Annotated in this window: 15 protein-coding genes; 4 read left to right on the forward strand and 11 right to left on the reverse strand. The window is 56.6% G+C overall.

The genetic code is table 11. The features are described 5' to 3' along the window. Positions 1-36: 36 nt before the first annotated feature. On the reverse strand, positions 37-1,347 hold the full coding sequence (locus tag C3F35_RS10355; RefSeq protein WP_103793480.1) for a conjugal transfer protein TraF: 1,311 nt from the start codon (positions 1,345-1,347) through the stop codon (positions 37-39). A gap of 163 nt (positions 1,348-1,510) precedes the next feature. Next, a complete protein-coding gene (locus C3F35_RS10360; protein WP_032615976.1) occupies positions 1,511-1,999 on the reverse strand; it encodes a cupin domain-containing protein in 489 nt (162 codons plus the stop codon). 112 nt (positions 2,000-2,111) lie between these two features. Between C3F35_RS10360 and zur the strand changes: the two genes are divergently transcribed. Continuing rightward, positions 2,112-2,627, forward strand: a complete 516-nt coding sequence (zur, locus tag C3F35_RS10365) for a zinc uptake transcriptional repressor Zur (protein ID WP_032615974.1) — start codon at positions 2,112-2,114, stop codon at positions 2,625-2,627. A 69-nt stretch (positions 2,628-2,696) separates the two neighbouring features. Here zur and C3F35_RS10370 read toward each other — a convergent pair whose 3' ends face one another. The 4 genes from C3F35_RS10370 to C3F35_RS10385 all read right to left on the reverse strand — a co-directional run bounded on the left by C3F35_RS10370 (position 2,697) and on the right by C3F35_RS10385 (position 5,517). After that, the gene (locus C3F35_RS10370; RefSeq protein WP_032615972.1) at positions 2,697-2,906 is read right to left on the reverse strand and encodes a CsbD family protein; all 210 of its coding nucleotides are present in this window, start codon (positions 2,904-2,906) and stop codon (positions 2,697-2,699) included. A gap of 141 nt (positions 2,907-3,047) precedes the next feature. Next, on the reverse strand, positions 3,048-4,367 hold the full coding sequence (gene dinF, locus C3F35_RS10375; RefSeq protein ID WP_103793481.1) for an MATE family efflux transporter DinF: 1,320 nt from the start codon (positions 4,365-4,367) through the stop codon (positions 3,048-3,050). 63 nt (positions 4,368-4,430) lie between these two features. Further along, positions 4,431-5,039 carry a transcriptional repressor LexA gene (lexA, locus tag C3F35_RS10380; RefSeq protein WP_032615967.1) on the reverse strand — a complete coding sequence of 203 codons (609 nt, stop codon included), beginning with the start codon at positions 5,037-5,039 and terminating at the stop codon, positions 4,431-4,433. A gap of 109 nt (positions 5,040-5,148) precedes the next feature. Next, entirely contained in the window at positions 5,149-5,517 is a 369-nt protein-coding gene (locus tag C3F35_RS10385) for a diacylglycerol kinase (protein ID WP_032615965.1), read from the reverse strand. Between the two features lie 155 nt (positions 5,518-5,672). On the opposite strand from C3F35_RS10385, the gene plsB reads away from it, so the two are divergent. Continuing rightward, positions 5,673-8,102, forward strand: coding sequence for a glycerol-3-phosphate 1-O-acyltransferase PlsB (gene plsB / locus C3F35_RS10390; protein WP_103793482.1), 2,430 nt, complete (start codon positions 5,673-5,675; stop codon positions 8,100-8,102). A gap of 814 nt (positions 8,103-8,916) precedes the next feature. On the opposite strand, the gene ubiA is transcribed toward plsB, so the two are convergent. From ubiA to malK, 5 genes are all read right to left on the reverse strand, one after another. Continuing rightward, positions 8,917-9,786 carry a 4-hydroxybenzoate octaprenyltransferase gene (gene ubiA, locus C3F35_RS10395; protein ID WP_032615957.1) on the reverse strand — a complete coding sequence of 290 codons (870 nt, stop codon included), beginning with the start codon at positions 9,784-9,786 and terminating at the stop codon, positions 8,917-8,919. 12 nt (positions 9,787-9,798) lie between these two features. Continuing rightward, positions 9,799-10,296 (reverse strand): chorismate lyase, encoded by a 498-nt coding sequence (ubiC, locus tag C3F35_RS10400; protein WP_103793483.1) that lies wholly within the window; start codon positions 10,294-10,296, stop codon positions 9,799-9,801. Between the two features lie 181 nt (positions 10,297-10,477). Continuing rightward, positions 10,478-11,440, reverse strand: a complete 963-nt coding sequence (gene malM, locus C3F35_RS10405) for a maltose operon protein MalM (protein WP_103793484.1) — start codon at positions 11,438-11,440, stop codon at positions 10,478-10,480. 113 nt (positions 11,441-11,553) lie between these two features. Then, positions 11,554-12,870 carry a maltoporin gene (locus tag C3F35_RS10410; RefSeq protein ID WP_103793492.1) on the reverse strand — a complete coding sequence of 439 codons (1,317 nt, stop codon included), beginning with the start codon at positions 12,868-12,870 and terminating at the stop codon, positions 11,554-11,556. 71 nt (positions 12,871-12,941) lie between these two features. Further along, on the reverse strand, positions 12,942-14,051 hold the full coding sequence (malK, locus tag C3F35_RS10415) for a maltose/maltodextrin ABC transporter ATP-binding protein MalK (protein WP_032615954.1): 1,110 nt from the start codon (positions 14,049-14,051) through the stop codon (positions 12,942-12,944). A 369-nt stretch (positions 14,052-14,420) separates the two neighbouring features. Between malK and malE the strand changes: the two genes are divergently transcribed. Beyond that, positions 14,421-15,611, forward strand: a complete 1,191-nt coding sequence (gene malE, locus C3F35_RS10425; RefSeq protein WP_032615953.1) for a maltose/maltodextrin ABC transporter substrate-binding protein MalE — start codon at positions 14,421-14,423, stop codon at positions 15,609-15,611. A gap of 109 nt (positions 15,612-15,720) precedes the next feature. Beyond that, complete coding sequence (gene malF, locus C3F35_RS10430; protein ID WP_103793485.1) at positions 15,721-17,265, forward strand: maltose ABC transporter permease MalF; 1,545 nt, start codon at positions 15,721-15,723, stop codon at positions 17,263-17,265. The last annotated feature ends 97 nt before the right edge of the window (positions 17,266-17,362 follow it).

A 17,362-nucleotide genomic window follows, 5' to 3' on the forward strand; every position in this document is an offset into this window, starting at 1 on the left:
ACAGATTTGCCGGAGGCAGAGCGCCTCCGGTTCCTGTCAGAACCTCACGCTAAATTGCGCTCCGGCCCCCCAGGTTTCATCCTCGCCGACGATGCCGGTCAGATCGATATGCACGGTGTTAAAGGGGGCGAAGCCCAGCCCGCCGGTAAAGACGTTACTGTCGTTGCCCTTCACGTCACCGCGAAAGCCGCCGCGCACCGCCAGCCAGCCCAGCAGAGAGACCTCTGCCCCCGCCCCGACATACTGCGAATTTTCTTCGCTTTTGAAGCCCCGGGTTTGAGTCAGATCGCCGTCGACGCTGAGGGTTAACAGGCCGGTATGCCAGGCCACCCCCGCCGTGACCAGAGGGCGGATCTGCCAGGTATCCTGATAACTCACCTCTTGCCCGGTACGCCCGTTGAGAACGCGGATATCGTTGGTATCAATGTCGCGGGACAACAGGTTCTGCCCGCTCAGACCGACCGTCCAGTTTTCACCGAGGTCCACTGCAACGCCGACATCAACGTTAAAACTGGTATCGTCATTGCGGTAACGGCTGCTGTTAAAGTCGCTGCTGTCATAGGTATAGATGGAGGTGGTGTAGTTGTAGAGCCAGGTTTGTTGCAGCTTTGGCGTCACGCCGACCGAAATCGGCAGGCCGTTGAAATCAAACTGGCGGGCAATCGCCACGCCGTAATCAGAGACGATCGCCGCCCTGCCCTTGGCGATGGAGTTAAGGTTGCGGGTAATCACGTCACTGCCGTTTCGCGCCGCACCCAACGCCATCTGGTTGGTCATCCCCATGCTGCCCTGCAATCTCCGAAGAAAATCGATATCCTGCTGATCGATCTCCGAGCTGACGCGCGCGTGGGCATTGGCCTTAGCGACAAACGCCAGCGACAGCCCCGAGCCGGGAATACTGACGGCGATCCCTGCCCCGGCGTTGCCGTGCGCGGTTTTTCCCTCAAGAAACTCCAGCTGGTCGGCCAGACTGCCTGCGGCACCCTGAAGCTCACTGAGCGTTCCCTGCGGATCGGCCATGATCCTCGCTACGGTCAGATCGTCGATCATCTCCTGATCGGCGCGGATCTCATCGCTGATTTCGTCGATCTTATCCTGCAGATTGTCTTTATCGCTGATTTGCGCCCCCACCGAGGGAAATATAATGGCGACGTCATCTTCCGCCTGGGATTTTGCCAGCAGGGCCGGGTTGATCAATACCCCACTGCTATAATGCGCCGACGCAACGCCAGTCCCACCCATTGCATCGCCGCGTGCTTCCGTCCATGTATTTGCAGCTCCGGCCTGATTAGACAAAAGAAAAGCGGTGGCAATTCCCGCCACAGAAAATTTGAATTTTATTTTCACAGGACACCTGACTTATTGTGGGTGAATAAACCCCGGCAGCTAAATGCCGCGCAGGGGCATACGTCCTTTGTGAAAAAAGTATTAGGCGACGAATTTATCTAAACTTTCGTATTAGATAACTCGTTGATTTTCTTATCTTTTTAAATATGTATAGAACAAGAAATTATTTTTGCCCTGGTTTTCCATCATGAGGTCCAAAAAATTGCGGCGGATGATCGATCCAGCGATCTTCGCGCGTGGCGGCATATACCGGATTCAGCGGATAATAAATTCGGTTATGTTTTTTATTTGCTTCACCCACGACTAATAACCGCACATCTTCACTGGTATTATTAATAAAGGTGTGACAGACCCCCGTCCCGGCAGGAAAACCCACGCTATCCCCCGGCTCCAGCTTCCATAAATAGCCGTTGATCCAGGCTTCGGGATAACCCTCGAGCACAAAGATAAATTCCTCTTCATCGCTTTCGGCATGAGGATAAGAAGTGCGACGTCCGGGCGGCAGACGTTCGTGGTGGATACCGAGGCGGCCAAGCCCCAGCGCACGGGCCAGCGGCGCGCCAATGGAGAAACGCTCTGGGCTGTCAGGATAGGTCGAGTTGTCAGCACCTTCTACTTCACGCCAGTGTCGAATGCAGTCCGGTCTTTTCATCTTTTCATCCCCTGTGGTTTTTCGTCAGGGTAGCACACCCGGTGGATCTCGGCGTTTGGGCCAGAACATGGTAAAGTGGCGGTTTGTTATTCCACGTTATTCGAGGTGCAAAATGGAAACGACCACAATGCAGGCACTGTTAGCGCAAGCCGAAAAGCTGTGCGCGCAACGCAATGTGCGCCTGACTCCGCAGCGCCTTGAAGTGTTGCGTCTGCTGAGTCTGCAAAACGGGGCCATCAGCGCCTACGATCTGCTCGACCTGCTGCGTGAAAGCGAGCCTCAGGCCAAGCCGCCTACCGTATATCGGGCGCTCGATTTTTTACTGGAGCAGGGCTTTGTGCATAAGGTGGAATCGACCAACAGCTATGTGCTGTGCCATCTGTTCGATCAGCCGACCCACACCTCTGCGATGTTTATCTGTGACCGCTGTGGCAGCGTGAAGGAAGAGGGCGCGGAAGGGGTGGAAGATATCATGCATACCCTGGCAGCGAAGATGGGCTTTGCCCTGCGTCACAACGTGATTGAGGCGCACGGCCTGTGCCGTAACTGCGTCGAAGTGGAAGCCTGCCGCCATCAGGAAGATTGCCAGCACGATCACTCTATCCAGCTGAAGAAAAAGCCGCGCTGAGGGCAAAAAAAGGGGCGACCTGTAAGGTCGCCCTGGGCGTACATCCGTGTACCTGCGGGTATAGGTTAATTACCAGCGATAGTTGTTACGGGTTTCCCAGTCACCAACTTCTTTCTCCGCCTGGTCTTTCTCATAACCATAGCGTTCCTGAATTTTACCCACCAGCTGGTCACGTTTACCTTCGATGACGGTCATGTCATCATCGGTCAGGTCGCCCCACTGTTCTTTCACTTTACCTTTGAATTGTTTCCAGTTACCGCCGACTTGGTCTTTATTCATCATCCATTCCTCTTCGTTCGGTCGTTAAGGTTAAGTTCGTCCTGAAATACGTTTCGTGCTGGACGTGATAATAATTATAGATAAGCCTGCGGCGTTAGGTTTGTTATTCGGAATCTTTTACCATTTGGCAAGGCGAGGCCGCTATGAAAACCAGCTGCCGTTGCGCCAGTGCCTGTGCCAGATCCAGCCCAGAGACAGCCCGCGCAGGGCCAGGAACACGCTCAGGGCCAGCCACAAACCATGGTTGCCCAGCCACGGCAGGGTGAAGAGCGTCAGGCCAAACCCGGCGGCGGCCACCGCCATGCTGTTGCGCATCTCCGCCCCGCGAGTGGCACCGATAAACATGCCATCCAGCAGATAGCACCAGACGCCCACCACCGGCAGGATCACCTGCCAGATAAGATAGTGGCTCGCCAGCTCGCGCAGCTCGGGCAGTGAAGTCAGCAGGGCAATGATTTGATCGCCTGCCAGGGCATAGATGAGGGCAAAGGTAAGCGCGACCAGGCCAGACTGACGGCAGGCCGCCCGCCACACTTCCCGCAGCTGGCCGCTTTCCCGTGCGCCATAGGCCTGCCCGGAGTGCGCCTCGACCGCATAGGCGAAGCCATCCAGCGCGTAAGCGGTAAAGGTCAGCAAGGTCATCAGCACGGCGTTGACGGCAATAATCTCCGGCCCTAGCCGTGCTCCCATCACCGTCAGCGCCCCGAAGCAGAGTTGCAGCAGCAGCGAGCGCAACATGATGTCGCGATTGAGGGCCAGTAGCTTACGGATGTTGCCGCGCCAGCTCGTTTTCAGCAGCGCCAGCGAAATACCGCGCAGCGCCAATACCCGCCAGACCATCCATAAGCCGATCAGCAGGGTAGCGTATTCCGCGATAGCAGTCGCCAGGGCAGCGCCCTGCACGTTCATCTTCAGCCCCATCACCAGCCACACATCCAGCACGATATTGAGCAGGTTGCCCACCACCAGCAGGATCACCGGTGCCCGGGCATACTGCACGCCCAACAGCCAGCCGAGCAGCACCAGGTTAGCCAGCGATGCCGGGGCGCTGAGCCAACGGATCTCAAGGAAGCGCCGCGCCTGATGCAGGACGGCCTCGCTACCACCGACAATATGCAGCGCCAGATCGATAAGCGGCGTGCGCAGCAGCACAATCATTAACCCTGCGCCCAGCGCCAGGATCAGCGGCTGCACCAGTGCACGGGCCAGACGCAGCGGATCTTTCGCGCCATAGGCCTGAGCGGTAAGCCCGGTAGTGCTCATGCGCAAAAAGAGCAGCAGCATAAACAGGAAGCTGGTTGCCGTCGCGCCGATGGCGACACCACCCAGATAGACGGGCGAATCGAGATGACCAATCACCGCTGTGTCCACCAGCCCAAGCAGAGGAACGCTGATGTTGGAGACGATCATGGGAAGTGCAAGACGCCACAACGCCTTGTCTGAAGAAGTCAGGAGAGACATGGAAATGTTCGCCAGAGGCAAGAAAACCAGACTGCGACACTGCCGCAGTCTGTCAGAAAAGCATTATAACCATTCACCGTTGCGGATGACGCCAACCGCCAGGCCTTCGATGGAAAAGTTATTTTCACGCAGGTCGACAACAATCGGGGAAAACTCGCTGTTTTCCGGCAGCAGTTGCACAGTGTTACCCTGCTTTTTCAGGCGTTTAACGGTCACTTCATCATCGATACGTGCGACCACAACCTGCCCGTTACGCACGTCCTGAGTTTTATGGACTGCCAGCAGATCACCGTCCAGAATACCGATATCTTTCATCGACATGCCGCTAACACGGAGCAGAAAGTCTGCGCTCGGTTTAAACATGCCAGGATCGACCTGATAGTGGCCTTCAATATGCTGTTGCGCAAGCAGCGGTTCACCGGCGGCGACACGACCGACGAGGGGAAGACCCTCTTCCGCTTCAACCAGCAGACGAATGCCGCGAGACGCACCGGAGACAATTTCAAGTACACCCTTGCGCGCCAGTGCCTTAAGGTGCTCTTCAGCGGCATTTGGAGAACGGAAGCCCAGACGCTGCGCGATTTCTGCACGCGTCGGCGGCATACCCGTCTGGCCGATATGATCCCTAATGAGATCAAACACCTCTTGCTGCCTGGTCGTTAACGCTTTCATTCCGCCCCCTGGGTGTATATACAGTTATGCTGTGAGTATATACAGCTAAAGGTGATTTTGGAACCACAAACCGCATAAAAAACCAGAGACTTTTGCGGTTTCTGAAGGCTTATCGTAAATGTCCCCAAAGCAGCGTGACCCAGGTAAACAACGCAACGATAATCGCCATCAGCACTGCGGCAGAACCCATATCTTTCGCCCGGCCCGACAGCTCGTGAAAATCAGTGCCGATACGGTCTACTACCGCCTCGATCGCACTGTTCAGAATTTCGACTATCATCACCAACATCACCGAGCCAATCAGTAATACGCGGGTGATGGGATCCACATCCAGCCAGCAGGCAATAATAATCGCCGCGATGACAGCAACACCCTCCTGGCGAAATGCGGCTTCATTGATCCAGGCAGCACGGATGCCTTTCCATGAATAGCCGGCAGCTTTAATGATTCGGGTTAACCCAGTGGTATTATTGGCCATTAAAAGAAACCTTTCTTCGAAAATAGCGTCAGAAACGGTGGTTTAAGCGCCCTGCGCAGCCACCGGAAGTATGACGGGTAACAACAGAAATTTTGCGCGCTTTCTGTTATCCTTGCGCCGCAATTGCATTTTTAACCAGAGGCTTTACATCGTTTATGTCTGGCTGGCCACGAATTTACTACAAATTACTTAATTTACCATTAAGCGTCCTGGTAAAAAGCAAGTCTATTCCGGCGGTTCCTACGCTGGAGTTAGGACTCGATAACTCGCGTCCTATTATGTACGTTTTGCCTTATAACTCGAAGGCCGACTTGCTGACGCTGCGCGCCCAATGTCTGGCGCACGATCTCCCCGATCCGCTGGAGCCGCTGGAGATCGACGGCACCCAACTGCCGCGCTACATCTTTATCCACGGTGGCCCTCGCGTGTTCACCTGGTACACACCGAAAGAAGAGTCGATCAAGCTGTTCCATGATTACCTCGATCTGCACCGCAGCAACCCGCTGCTGGATGTGCAGATGGTGCCCGTGTCGGTCATGTTTGGCCGTCGTCCGGGGCGCGATAAAGGCGAAGAGAATCCGCCGTTGCGTATGCTCAACGGGGTGCAGAAATTTTTCGCCGTCAACTGGCTTGGCCGCGACAGCTTTGTCCGTTTTTCACCGTCAGTTTCACTGCGCCGCATGGCCGATGAACACGGTACGGATAAGACCATCGCCCAGAAGCTGGCACGTGTGGCGCGCATGCACTTTGCCCGTCAGCGTCTTGCCGCGGTAGGCCCACGCCTGCCTGCTCGCCAGGATCTGTTTAACAAGCTGCTGGCCTCAAAAGCCATTGCCCGTGCCGTCGAAGACGAAGCGCGCAGCAAAAAAATCTCCCACGAGAAGGCGCAGCAAAACGCCATCGCCCTGATGGAAGAGATTGCGGCCAACTTCTCCTACGAGATGATCCGCCTTAGCGACCGTATCCTGAGCTTTACCTGGAACCGTCTCTATCAGGGGATTAACGTGCACAACGCCGAGCGTGTGCGGCAGCTTGCCCACGACGGCCATGAGATTGTCTATGTACCCTGCCACCGCAGCCACATGGACTACCTGCTGCTCTCGTATGTGCTCTATCACCAGGGGCTGGTGCCGCCGCATATCGCTGCGGGTATCAACCTCAACTTCTGGCCAGCAGGCCCGATCTTCCGCCGTCTGGGTGCGTTCTTTATTCGCCGTACCTTTAAAGGTAACAAGCTCTACTCTACCGTGTTCCGCGAGTATCTGGGCGAGCTGTTCAGCCGTGGCTATTCGGTGGAATACTTCGTGGAAGGCGGCCGTTCCCGTACCGGGCGTTTGCTCGATCCTAAGACTGGCACTCTTTCGATGACCATTCAGGCGATGCTGCGTGGCGGTACGCGTCCAATCACCCTGGTGCCGATTTACATCGGTTACGAGCACGTGATGGAAGTGGGCACCTACGCCAAAGAGCTGCGCGGCGCCACCAAAGAGAAAGAGAGCCTGCTGCAGATGCTGCGGGGCCTGAGCAAGCTGCGTAACCTCGGCCAGGGGTATGTGAACTTCGGCGAACCTATGCCGCTGATTACCTACCTGAATCACCGTGTGCCGGAGTGGCGTGAGTCCATCGACCCGATCGAAGCAGTGCGTCCGGCCTGGCTGACGCCAACGGTTAACGCCATTGCCGCCGATCTGATGGTGCGCATTAACAACGCCGGTGCGGCCAACGCCATGAACCTGTGTTGTACCGCCCTGCTTGGCTCTCGCCAGCGTTCGCTTACCCGCGAGCAGCTGACCGAGCAGCTCGACTGCTACCTGAACCTGTTGCGCAACGTGCCGTACGCGGAAGACGCCACGGTGCCGACCGCCAGCGCCAGCGAGTTGCTTGAGCACGCGCTGCAGATGAACAAGTTTGAGGTCGAGAAGGACACCATCGGCGATATCATCATTCTGCCGCGCGAGCAGGCGGTGCTGATGACCTATTACCGCAACAACATTGCGCATATGCTGATGCTGCCTTCGCTGATGGCGGCCATCATCACCCAGCATCGCCAGATCACCCGTCAGGCGCTCCTGGAGCATGTCACCGCCCTTTACCCGATGCTGAAAGCCGAGCTGTTCCTGCGCTGGAACAACGACGAGCTGGCCGAGGTGCTGGATAAGCAGATTGAAGAGCTGACCCGCCAGGGCCTGATTTCGCAGAAAGATGACCTTCTGCTGATCAACCCGTCCCGGGCGCGCACGCTGCAACTGCTGGCGGCAGGCGCACGCGAAACCGTGCAGCGCTATGCCATTACTTTCTGGCTGCTGAGCGCCAACCCGTCGATCAACCGCGGTACGCTGGAGAAAGAGAGCCGCACGCTGGCACAGCGTCTCTCGATGCTGCACGGCATCAACGCGCCGGAGTTCTTCGATAAAGCGGTATTCAGTTCACTGGTGTTAACGCTGCGTGACGAGGGTTATATCAGCGACAGTGGTGATGCCGAGCCGGAAGAGACGATGAAGGTGTACCAGATGCTGGCAGACCTGATTACCTCTGACGTGCGCTTAACGATTGAGAGCGCAACGCAGGGCGAGTCTGCGGTCTGATGCCCGCCCCCGCCCCTCTTCCACCGGGAGAGGGAGCAAACATAAAAAATGGTAGCCGAAAGGCTGTAATGCCAGTCAGTTAAGCCCGATGGATTGTTCCGTTCACCTCATGTTCAGTAGAACATGGCATTACACAACCCGTGAACGTGACAAGGGGGGCCGCCGGGCCCCCCTTGTCAATCCCCGCGGCCCCGCAATGAAACCGGTGCTTCGCACTGCGCTCACCTCCCGACCGGCTGCCTGCGGTCGGCTCAACTCGACATCCTGTCTCGATTCGCCTCTGGCCGCCATCCCTGGCGTCCAGCCCTTGTCATCCGGTCTCCGGTTCGCCGGTTTCAGCGGGGACTCAACACCGGTGCCCCTTTCAGGCGACTAAGAAGCGTGAGGGAGCGTGAATCCGGCTGAAAATCGACGAAGCGTTTCCGTAAGGCCGGGGCGAGGCGCAGGGACGCGCCGAGAGGGCATAGCCTGCAGGGATGCAGGCTGGTGCCCGACCCGAAAGCTGGAGGGAATAAGCTGAGGACAAAATTGCCGGGAGCAATGTTGAACAGCACCTGCGCTGGCCCCGAAGGGGTGAGCCCCGGGGATGGGGCGAATATTCCGCGAAGCGGCGATTTTCTTTGCCGGGAGCCGGGGTAGCCAGGGGGGAGGCGGCCCCCCCTGGCACGTTCACCGCAGCGGAAGGGACATAAAGCAGAGGTACTTTAGTGAACAGAACCCTTCCACCTCAGTCAATTAGAAATATCAAAGTGCTTAACTGACTGGCATTACAGCCTTTAGGCTGTCATTTTTTTACCTCGCCACCGGGCATTGTTTACGCCCAGTAACTCACCGCCAGACCCAGGAACAACACCAGCCCTACATAGTTATTGTTCAGGAACGCTTTAAAGCAGGCTTCGCGCTCGCGGTTTGCGATAAGCTTTTGCTGATAGATGAACAGCACGCCCGCCGCCGCGATCGCCGCGTAAAATGCGCCGTTAAGCTGGTTCAGGTAACCAATGCCCACCATTAACCCCAGCACCGCGACCTGCAAAATCCCGATGATCAGCTTGTCCTGACGACCAAACAGAATGGCGGTGGATTTGATGCCGATTTTCAGATCATCGTCCCGATCGACCATCGCATATTGCGTGTCGTAGGCCACGGCCCAAAGGATATTGGCCAGGAACATCAGCCAGCAGCTCAACGGCACGCTTTCGCTGACGGCGGCAAACGCCATCGGGATCGACCAGCCAAAGGCGGCACCCAGCACCACCTGCGGCAGGTGGGTGTAGCGCTTCATAAACGGGTAGACCCAGGCCAGCGCCAGCGCTGCCACGGAGAGCAGAATGGTCATGGTGTTCAGGGTCAGCACCAGCAGGAACGAGAGCAGGATCAGCACCACAAACAGCGTGCGGGCCTCTTTCTCGGTGACATCGCCGCTCGGCAGCGGGCGATTAGCGGTGCGCTTTACATGGCCGTCAAACTTACGGTCGGCATAGTCGTTGACGACACAGCCCGCCGCGCGCATTAACCAGACGCCCGCCACAAACACTGCCAGGATCCACAGCGGCGGCAGGCCGGGGGTAGCCACCCACAGCGCCCACAGCGTCGGCCACAGCAGCAGCAGCGCACCGATCGGCTTGTCGGTTCGCATCAGGCGGTGGTACGCCAGCAGCTTGTTCTGCGTGAGACTCCTCTCCATTTTTTCTTCCTCTTAGTACAGCGGCGACGCCGGTAAAAACAGCTCGGTCAGCATCAAGGGTTTACCACTCAAGCGCAGGCGGGAACGGCGTCCCAATAGCCCGGCCTCGTGCCCAATCTCGATAAAATCACGGGTAAGCTCGGAGGAGGTGAACAGATAACGCCCCAGCGGGGTTTTGCCCATCTGTTGCAGCGCCATCTCCGGCCCGGTGAGGGTGGACTCAGGCACCACGGTGCGCCCGGCCAGCCACGGCTCGCCATCGGCACAGAGCAGGATCTCCCGCAGCCAGTAACGTGCCTCTTTCGGCAGCAACGGCAGCTCATCTGCCACCGCGTCAGGCGTGACAAATCCCTCCTGAATGAGGGTGACGGTGACCTTTTTGCCCTGCTGCTCAAAACGTTTGGTCATGGAATCTTCCAGCAGCAGCCAGTCGAGCTGCTCCGGTTCCAGCGCAGGAATTTCGTCAAAATTACGCAGTGCGCGCAGGAGCAAAAGCGCGGGGTGTGACATGCCTGACTCTCCGATACATAACGTGAAGCTATTGTATCGCAGAAACGCGGAATGGGGGCGGGCAAACGTGAACTAGCGAACATTATCGCAACAGAGATGCAACAGCGGCAGTCAGCGCAAAAAAAGTGCGCCCGCAAGGGCGCACCAAACTACTGACAAAATCAGCACTGTGGGGAGACGGTCACCCCTTGCCTTTTACACTGCTGATAAAGGTGGAACGGGCAGTGGTCGAGCCTAAACGCTCGGCTTCATCGAGGAGTTTCAGCGCCTTATCGACGTCACCTTTAGCAACTGCCTGTTTAATGGCCTGATTGAAGTAGGTTTCGGTGTCATTCAGCACCGGCTCGGCTTTCTTCGCGGCGACCGGGGCGGCAACAGGAGCAGCAGCAGTAGCCGGTGCAGCGGCTGGCGCGGCGTAGACCGGGGCAGGTGCTGCGGTGTTACCCACGGTGACCGGACCCTGGCCGGAAGAACCAAACAGCGGGCCGACCAGCACGCTGGAGGCATTATTGGTAGAAACTTTCAGCTTCAGCTCGCCGTCGGTGACGTGGCGGGCAAGCGGATCCGGGATATCCGGTACGGCGTTGCCGGTGCCTTTAGCATAGGCTTTTGCCGGGTTGATGAGTTTGGTGGTTTGCTGCAGATCCTTATCAGTGGTAAACACCAGGACGTACAGCTTTTGCTGGCCCAGCGCAGGCGTCAGGCGCATCACCCCTTCCAGGCGGTCAGCGCTCATTACACCCGGCTCCTGGTAGGTAAAGTATTCGCTTGGGAAGTAGGCCGATGGCGTCAGGTTCTGATCCAGAATGAGCACGTTCGGGGCGAATACGCTGGTTTGCTTGTTCACTACACTGGTCAGCGTAAGGGTGATTTCACCGATATTGGCAGGCACGCTGTAGGCCGCCACCGGGCCGCTGATCCCCGGCACATTCAGGGTCTGGCCGCCGGTAGAAAGCTGGGTGGTCTGGGTTTTAGACTGGTCGACAGGCGTCCAGACTAACTGTTGCAGTGCGGCAGCCGGTACAGCAGGCGCGGCGCTGGTGTTTTGCGGTACAAAATTGACGTTCGCCAGGGTGACGGCGGGAGCACTTGCCAGTAACCCTGCGGAGAGGCACAGCGCGACGAGACTTTTCTTCATTTTCATTATGTTTACCTCAGATAGCATCAGCACTGCGGTGGCCAGGCAATAGCGCGCAGCACCCTATGAAGAGAGGGGCTTGCGCCCCTCTTTTAGGTCAATACATCAGGTGTTACGTATTACCACCAGATTTCCATCTGGGCACCGAAGGTCCACTCATCGTTGTCGCCACGGCTGAAGGTGCGTGCAGAAGTGTCGTTATACGCTACGCCAGGGGTGTAACCTGCTTGCTTATCGCTGCCGTTGTTCGCGTAGCCCCATTTCTCATCCCACTTGGCGTAGGTTGCGAAGACACGGATAGCCGGACGAGACCAGATGCTGTCGCCTGCCTGCCACTGTTGTGCCAGGGTGATTTTGTACTGGTTGTTGGTATCGTCAGTTTTCTGAGATTTAACGTTGTCGTAGCCAACTTCCAGCAGGGTGGACATGATTGGCGTCCATTTGAACATTGGACGAACACCGACGGTCCACCACTCGGTGCCGTTGTTGTTGTCGCGGTCAATGTTCTGGTACATACCGACGTACATCAGGTCCCACTGGTCAGCCAGGGTGATCGCACCGTGGTCGATCACGCGGATCATAGAACCGTCGTTATCAACGCTACCGCCCTGTGGAATACCTTTGCCGTTAGAGGTCATAGAGTCCGTGCCGTACTGCACAACGAACTTGTTAAAGCCTTTCAGCATGCTCTGGGTGTGTTCAGCAGTGAACATCCAGCCATCTTTAGAGGCGCCAGGCTGCAGGTAGTAATCGTCTGGAATGTTGGTGTGACCGTAGTCAACGCCCAGCTCCAGGGTACCGCCTGGGTTGATTTCCATGCCCGCTAAACGAACATCGAAGACATCGTTAGGTACGACGTTGTCATAAATGCGATCGCCATTGGCATCACGATCGGCGAAGGTTGCAGAACCGCCGGACTCAGAAGAACGGGTTGCTGCCAGAGAGAGTTTACCGAAGCCCAGATCGATGTTTTCGATACCTGCACCAGGACCTGAAATATCCCAGTAGTAGAAGTCGATCATGTGGACGTCATGACGCTGATAGAAGCGCTTACCGGCCCAAATGGTGGAGCCTGGCAGCCATTCAATCAGGTTTTTACCCTGCACGTTTGCTTCACGGAAGGCCGGGCTGGTTGATTCCCAGTCATTCTGCTGTGAAACGGAGTAGGCTACGTTGGTGTCGAAGTAGAAGCTCTTGTCGCCCTCTTTCCACACTTCCTGGCCCAGTTTCAGCTCGGCATAGGTTTCACATTCGTTACCAAGACGGTATTTACTTTGTGCACCTGTTGCCTGGAAACACTGCTGTTCGCCACCACTCCCGGTCCAGCCAATGCCAGAACGAGCATAACCTTTAAAGTCGACAGCGCCGGCCTGGGCAGACAGGATGCCTGCCGCAATGGCGACCGCCAGAGGGACTTTGCGCAGAGTAATCATTATTCTATCTCCTGAGATCATTGCTTTTCTTTGAACACTTCACCTGATGGTTTCGTGCTTATTATTGGGATTGCTTAAACGCCTGGCTCCTGGTGCAACCGACGACATGCAGTGCCATCTTCTCGGAACAGATGGCAGCGCTCTGGCGGCAAGCCGATAGCGAATGTGGCACCCTCTTTTACCAACACCACGTCATTCTGGCGGTACACCAGGTTCTGACGAATGGCTGGGATCTGGATATGAATCTGTGTTTCGTGACCAAGTTGCTCAACCACCTGAACCTCGCCTTCCAACGTCACATCAGCGATGTGGCTCGGCAGCAGATGCTCAGGGCGGATCCCGAGGGACATGTTTGCCCCTACCTGTACGTTTGCACTGTCTACCGGTAACCACACCTGCTGGCGGTTAGGCAGTTCAACCTGAACCTGTTCAATGGCGGTGGCGGTGACTTTGACCGGCAGGAAGTTCATCTTTGGCGAGCCGATAAAGCCCGCAACAAAGCGGTCTGCCGGGTAGTGATAGAGTTCCAGCGGTTTGCCCACCTGGGCCACGCGACCGGCATCCAGCACCACAATCTTGTCGGCCAGGGTCATCGCTTCGACCTGATCGTGGGTGACGTAAATCATGGTGCGGCCCAGACGCTTGTGCAGGCGGGAGATTTCAATACGCATCTGCACGCGCAGCGCGGCGTCGAGGTTCGACAGCGGCTCATCGAGCAGGAACACGCGCGGCTCTGCCACCAGCGTACGGCCAATCGCCACACGCTGACGCTGACCACCGGAGAGCGCCTTCGGCTTACGCTCCAGCAGGTGTGCCAGCTGGAGAACTTCGGCAACCTGGGTCACGCGCTGGTTAATGGTCTCTTTTTTGGCGCCGGCCAGCTTCAGGCCGAACGACATGTTCTCGGCAACGGAGAGATGGGGATAAAGTGCATAGGACTGGAATACCATCCCGACGCCGCGCTCCGCAGGCGGGATATCGTTCATACGGGTATCGCCAATCATCAAATCACCGCTGGTGATGGTTTCCAGACCGGCAATCATGCGCAGCAGCGTGGATTTACCACAGCCTGACGGGCCAACAAAAACCACGAATTCGCCTTCCTGAATATCGAGGTTGATATCTTTCGATACCACCACGTCACCCCAGGCTTTCGTTACGTTACGCAGTTCTACGCTCGCCATGCCCTACTCCCTTCGTTACAACCTGTCATCGACAGAAACATTCAATATGGGCTGACTATGCGGTATCGCAACGCGTCGCGAATCCTCCACCCCCTGCCTTTTTTATGGGGGAGGAGGCGGGAGGATGAGAGAGAGGACTCCACCAGCGCGGCTCGGGGGCTGAGGCTAAATTCGTGATGTCACTGGCAAAATTCACCGTACTTTTATGTGCGCTGGGACACATAACTCAATTTTATGCAACGCAGATCACATAAAACGGGGGTGGGGCGTAGGGGACGGGAGGATGGAAAGAGGATGTCAAATAAGGAGACTGAGCGACGTTGAACCACCTCATGTATCCACAGCACATCACCAAAAAGGATGGCAGATATGAATATCAAGACTGGCGCACGCGTTTTCGCATTGTCCGCCCTTGCAGCAATGATGATCTCCGCTCCGGCGCTCGCCAAAATTGAAGAAGGTAAGCTGGTAATCTGGATTAACGGCGACAAAGGCTACAACGGCCTGGCCGAAGTGGGTAAAAAATTCGAGAAAGATACCGGCATCAAAGTCACCGTTGAACACCCGGACAAACTGGAAGAGAAATTCCCGCAGGTTGCGGCGACCGGCGACGGCCCGGATATCATCTTCTGGGCGCATGACCGTTTCGGTGGCTACGCACAGTCTGGCCTGCTGGCAGAAGTTTCTCCTGATAAAGCCTTCCAGGACAAGCTGTTCCCGTTCACCTGGGATGCCGTGCGTTACAACGGCAAGCTGATTGCTTACCCGGTAGCGGTTGAGTCGCTCTCCCTGATTTACAACAAAGATCTTGTTCCTAACCCGCCAAAAACCTGGGAAGAGATCCCGGCACTGGATAAAGAGCTGAAGGCGAAAGGTAAGAGCGCGCTGATGTTCAACCTGCAAGAGCCGTACTTCACCTGGCCGCTGATTGCTGCCGATGGCGGTTACGCGTTCAAATTTGCTGACGGCAAATATGACGTGAAAGATGTCGGCGTGGACAACGCAGGCGCGAAAGCGGGTCTGACCTTCCTGGTTGACCTGATCAAGAACAAACACATGAACGCAGACACCGATTACTCCATCGCTGAAGCCGCGTTCAACAAGGGCGAAACCGCGATGACCATCAACGGTCCGTGGGCGTGGTCCAACATCGATAAGAGCAAAATCAACTACGGCGTCGCGGTACTGCCAACCTTCAATGGCAAACCGTCTAAACCGTTCGTTGGCGTGCTGAGTGCCGGTATCAACGCCGCCAGCCCGAACAAAGAGCTGGCGAAAGAGTTCCTGGAAAACTACCTGCTGACCGATCAGGGTCTGGAAGAAGTGAACAAGGATAAACCGCTGGGTGCTGTGGCGCTGAAATCCTTCCAGGAAACGCTGGCGAAAGATCCACGCATCGCCGCCACCATGAGCAACGCCGAGAAAGGCGAAATCATGCCGAACATCCCACAGATGGCTGCCTTCTGGTATGCCACCCGTACTGCGGTGATCAACGCCGCCAGCGGTCGTCAGACTGTGGATGCCGCGCTGAAAGATGCTCAGGGTCGTATTACCAAGTAAGACAGGCTGTAACCCCCTCATCCCGGCCTTCTCTCTTGAGGGAGAAGGCCTCTCTCTCAGGGAGAGGCCTGGGATGAGGGTTGTTTAATTGTTGTAGAGGAAGATCCCCATGGATGTCGTTAAAAAGAAACACTGGTGGCAAAGCGACACGCTGAAATGGTCAGTGATTGGTCTGCTGGGTTTGCTGGTGGGTTACCTTATTGTTTTGATGTACGCCCAGGGGGAGTACCTGTTTGCCGCCATGACGCTGATCTTAAGCGCGGTCGGCCTCTATATTTTTGCGAATCGTAAAGCTTACGCCTGGCGCTATGTTTATCCGGGTGTGGCCGGGATGGGACTGTTTGTTCTGTTCCCGCTGATCTGCACCATCGCCATTGCCTTCACCAACTACAGCAGCACCAACCAGCTTGCGCAAGAGCGCGCCCAGCAGGTGCTGATGGACCGTTCTTATCAGGCCGGTAAGACCTTCAACTTTGGCCTCTACCCGGCCGGTGATGAGTGGAAGCTGGCGCTGACTGACACGACCACGAACAAATATTACGTCTCCGACGCCTTTAAATTTGGCGGCGAGCAGAAACTGGCCCTGAAAGAAGCAGACGCCCTGCCAGAAGGGGAGCGCGCTAACCTGCGTGTCATCACCCAGAACCGCCAGGCGCTGACCCAACTGACCGCCGAACTGCCAGATGAAAGCAAAGTGATCATGAGCTCGCTGCGCCAGTTCTCCGGTACCCGCCCGCTCTATACGCTGGGCAATGACAGCACGCTGACCAACAACCAGACCGGCGTGAAGTACCGTCCGAACAACGACATCGGCTTTTACCAGTCTGTGAATGCTGACGGCAACTGGGGCGACGATAAACTCAGCCCGGGCTATACCGTCACCATCGGCTGGGACAACTTTACCCGCGTCTTTACCGACGAAGGCATCCAGAAGCCCTTCTTTGCTATCTTCGTCTGGACCGTGGTCTTCTCGGTACTGACCGTGCTCCTGACCGTGGCCGTCGGCATGGTGCTGGCCTGCCTGGTGCAGTGGGAAGCGTTAAAAGGGAAAGCGATTTACCGCGTCCTGCTGATCCTGCCGTATGCCGTGCCGTCGTTCATCTCGATTCTGATTTTCAAAGGTCTGTTCAACCAGAGCTTTGGCGAAATCAACATGATGCTGAGCGGGCTGTTTGGCATTAAACCGGCCTGGTTCAGCGACCCGACCACCGCCCGTACGATGATCGTTATCGTCAACACCTGGCTCGGCTATCCGTACATGATGATCCTGTGCATGGGGCTGTTGAAGGCGATCCCGGATGACCTGTACGAAGCCTCGGCGATGGACGGTGCAACCCCGTTCCAGAACTTCTTTAAGATTACGCTCCCGCTGCTGATCAAGCCGCTGACGCCGCTGATGATCGCCAGCTTCGCCTTTAACTTTAACAACTTCGTGCTGATTCAGCTGTTGACCAACGGTGGCCCGGACCGTCTCGGCACCACCACGCCGGCCGGCTATACCGACCTGCTCGTGAGCTACACCTACCGTATCGCCTTTGAAGGCGGCGGGGGCCAGGACTTCGGTCTGGCGGCGGCCATCGCCACCCTGATCTTCCTGCTGGTAGGCGCGCTGGCAGTGGTGAACCTGAAAGCCACACGCATGAAATTTGACTAACTGGAATCACCAGGCGTTATTGGCGCAGCCAGTTTGGGCGCTGCCAGCACGCAAGAACCGGAGCGTACACGAAGTACGTGAGGATTCTGAGCACTGT

Source organism: Leclercia sp. LSNIH3, assembly GCF_002935105.1.
GTDB classification, from domain to species: domain Bacteria; phylum Pseudomonadota; class Gammaproteobacteria; order Enterobacterales; family Enterobacteriaceae; genus Enterobacter; species Enterobacter adecarboxylatus.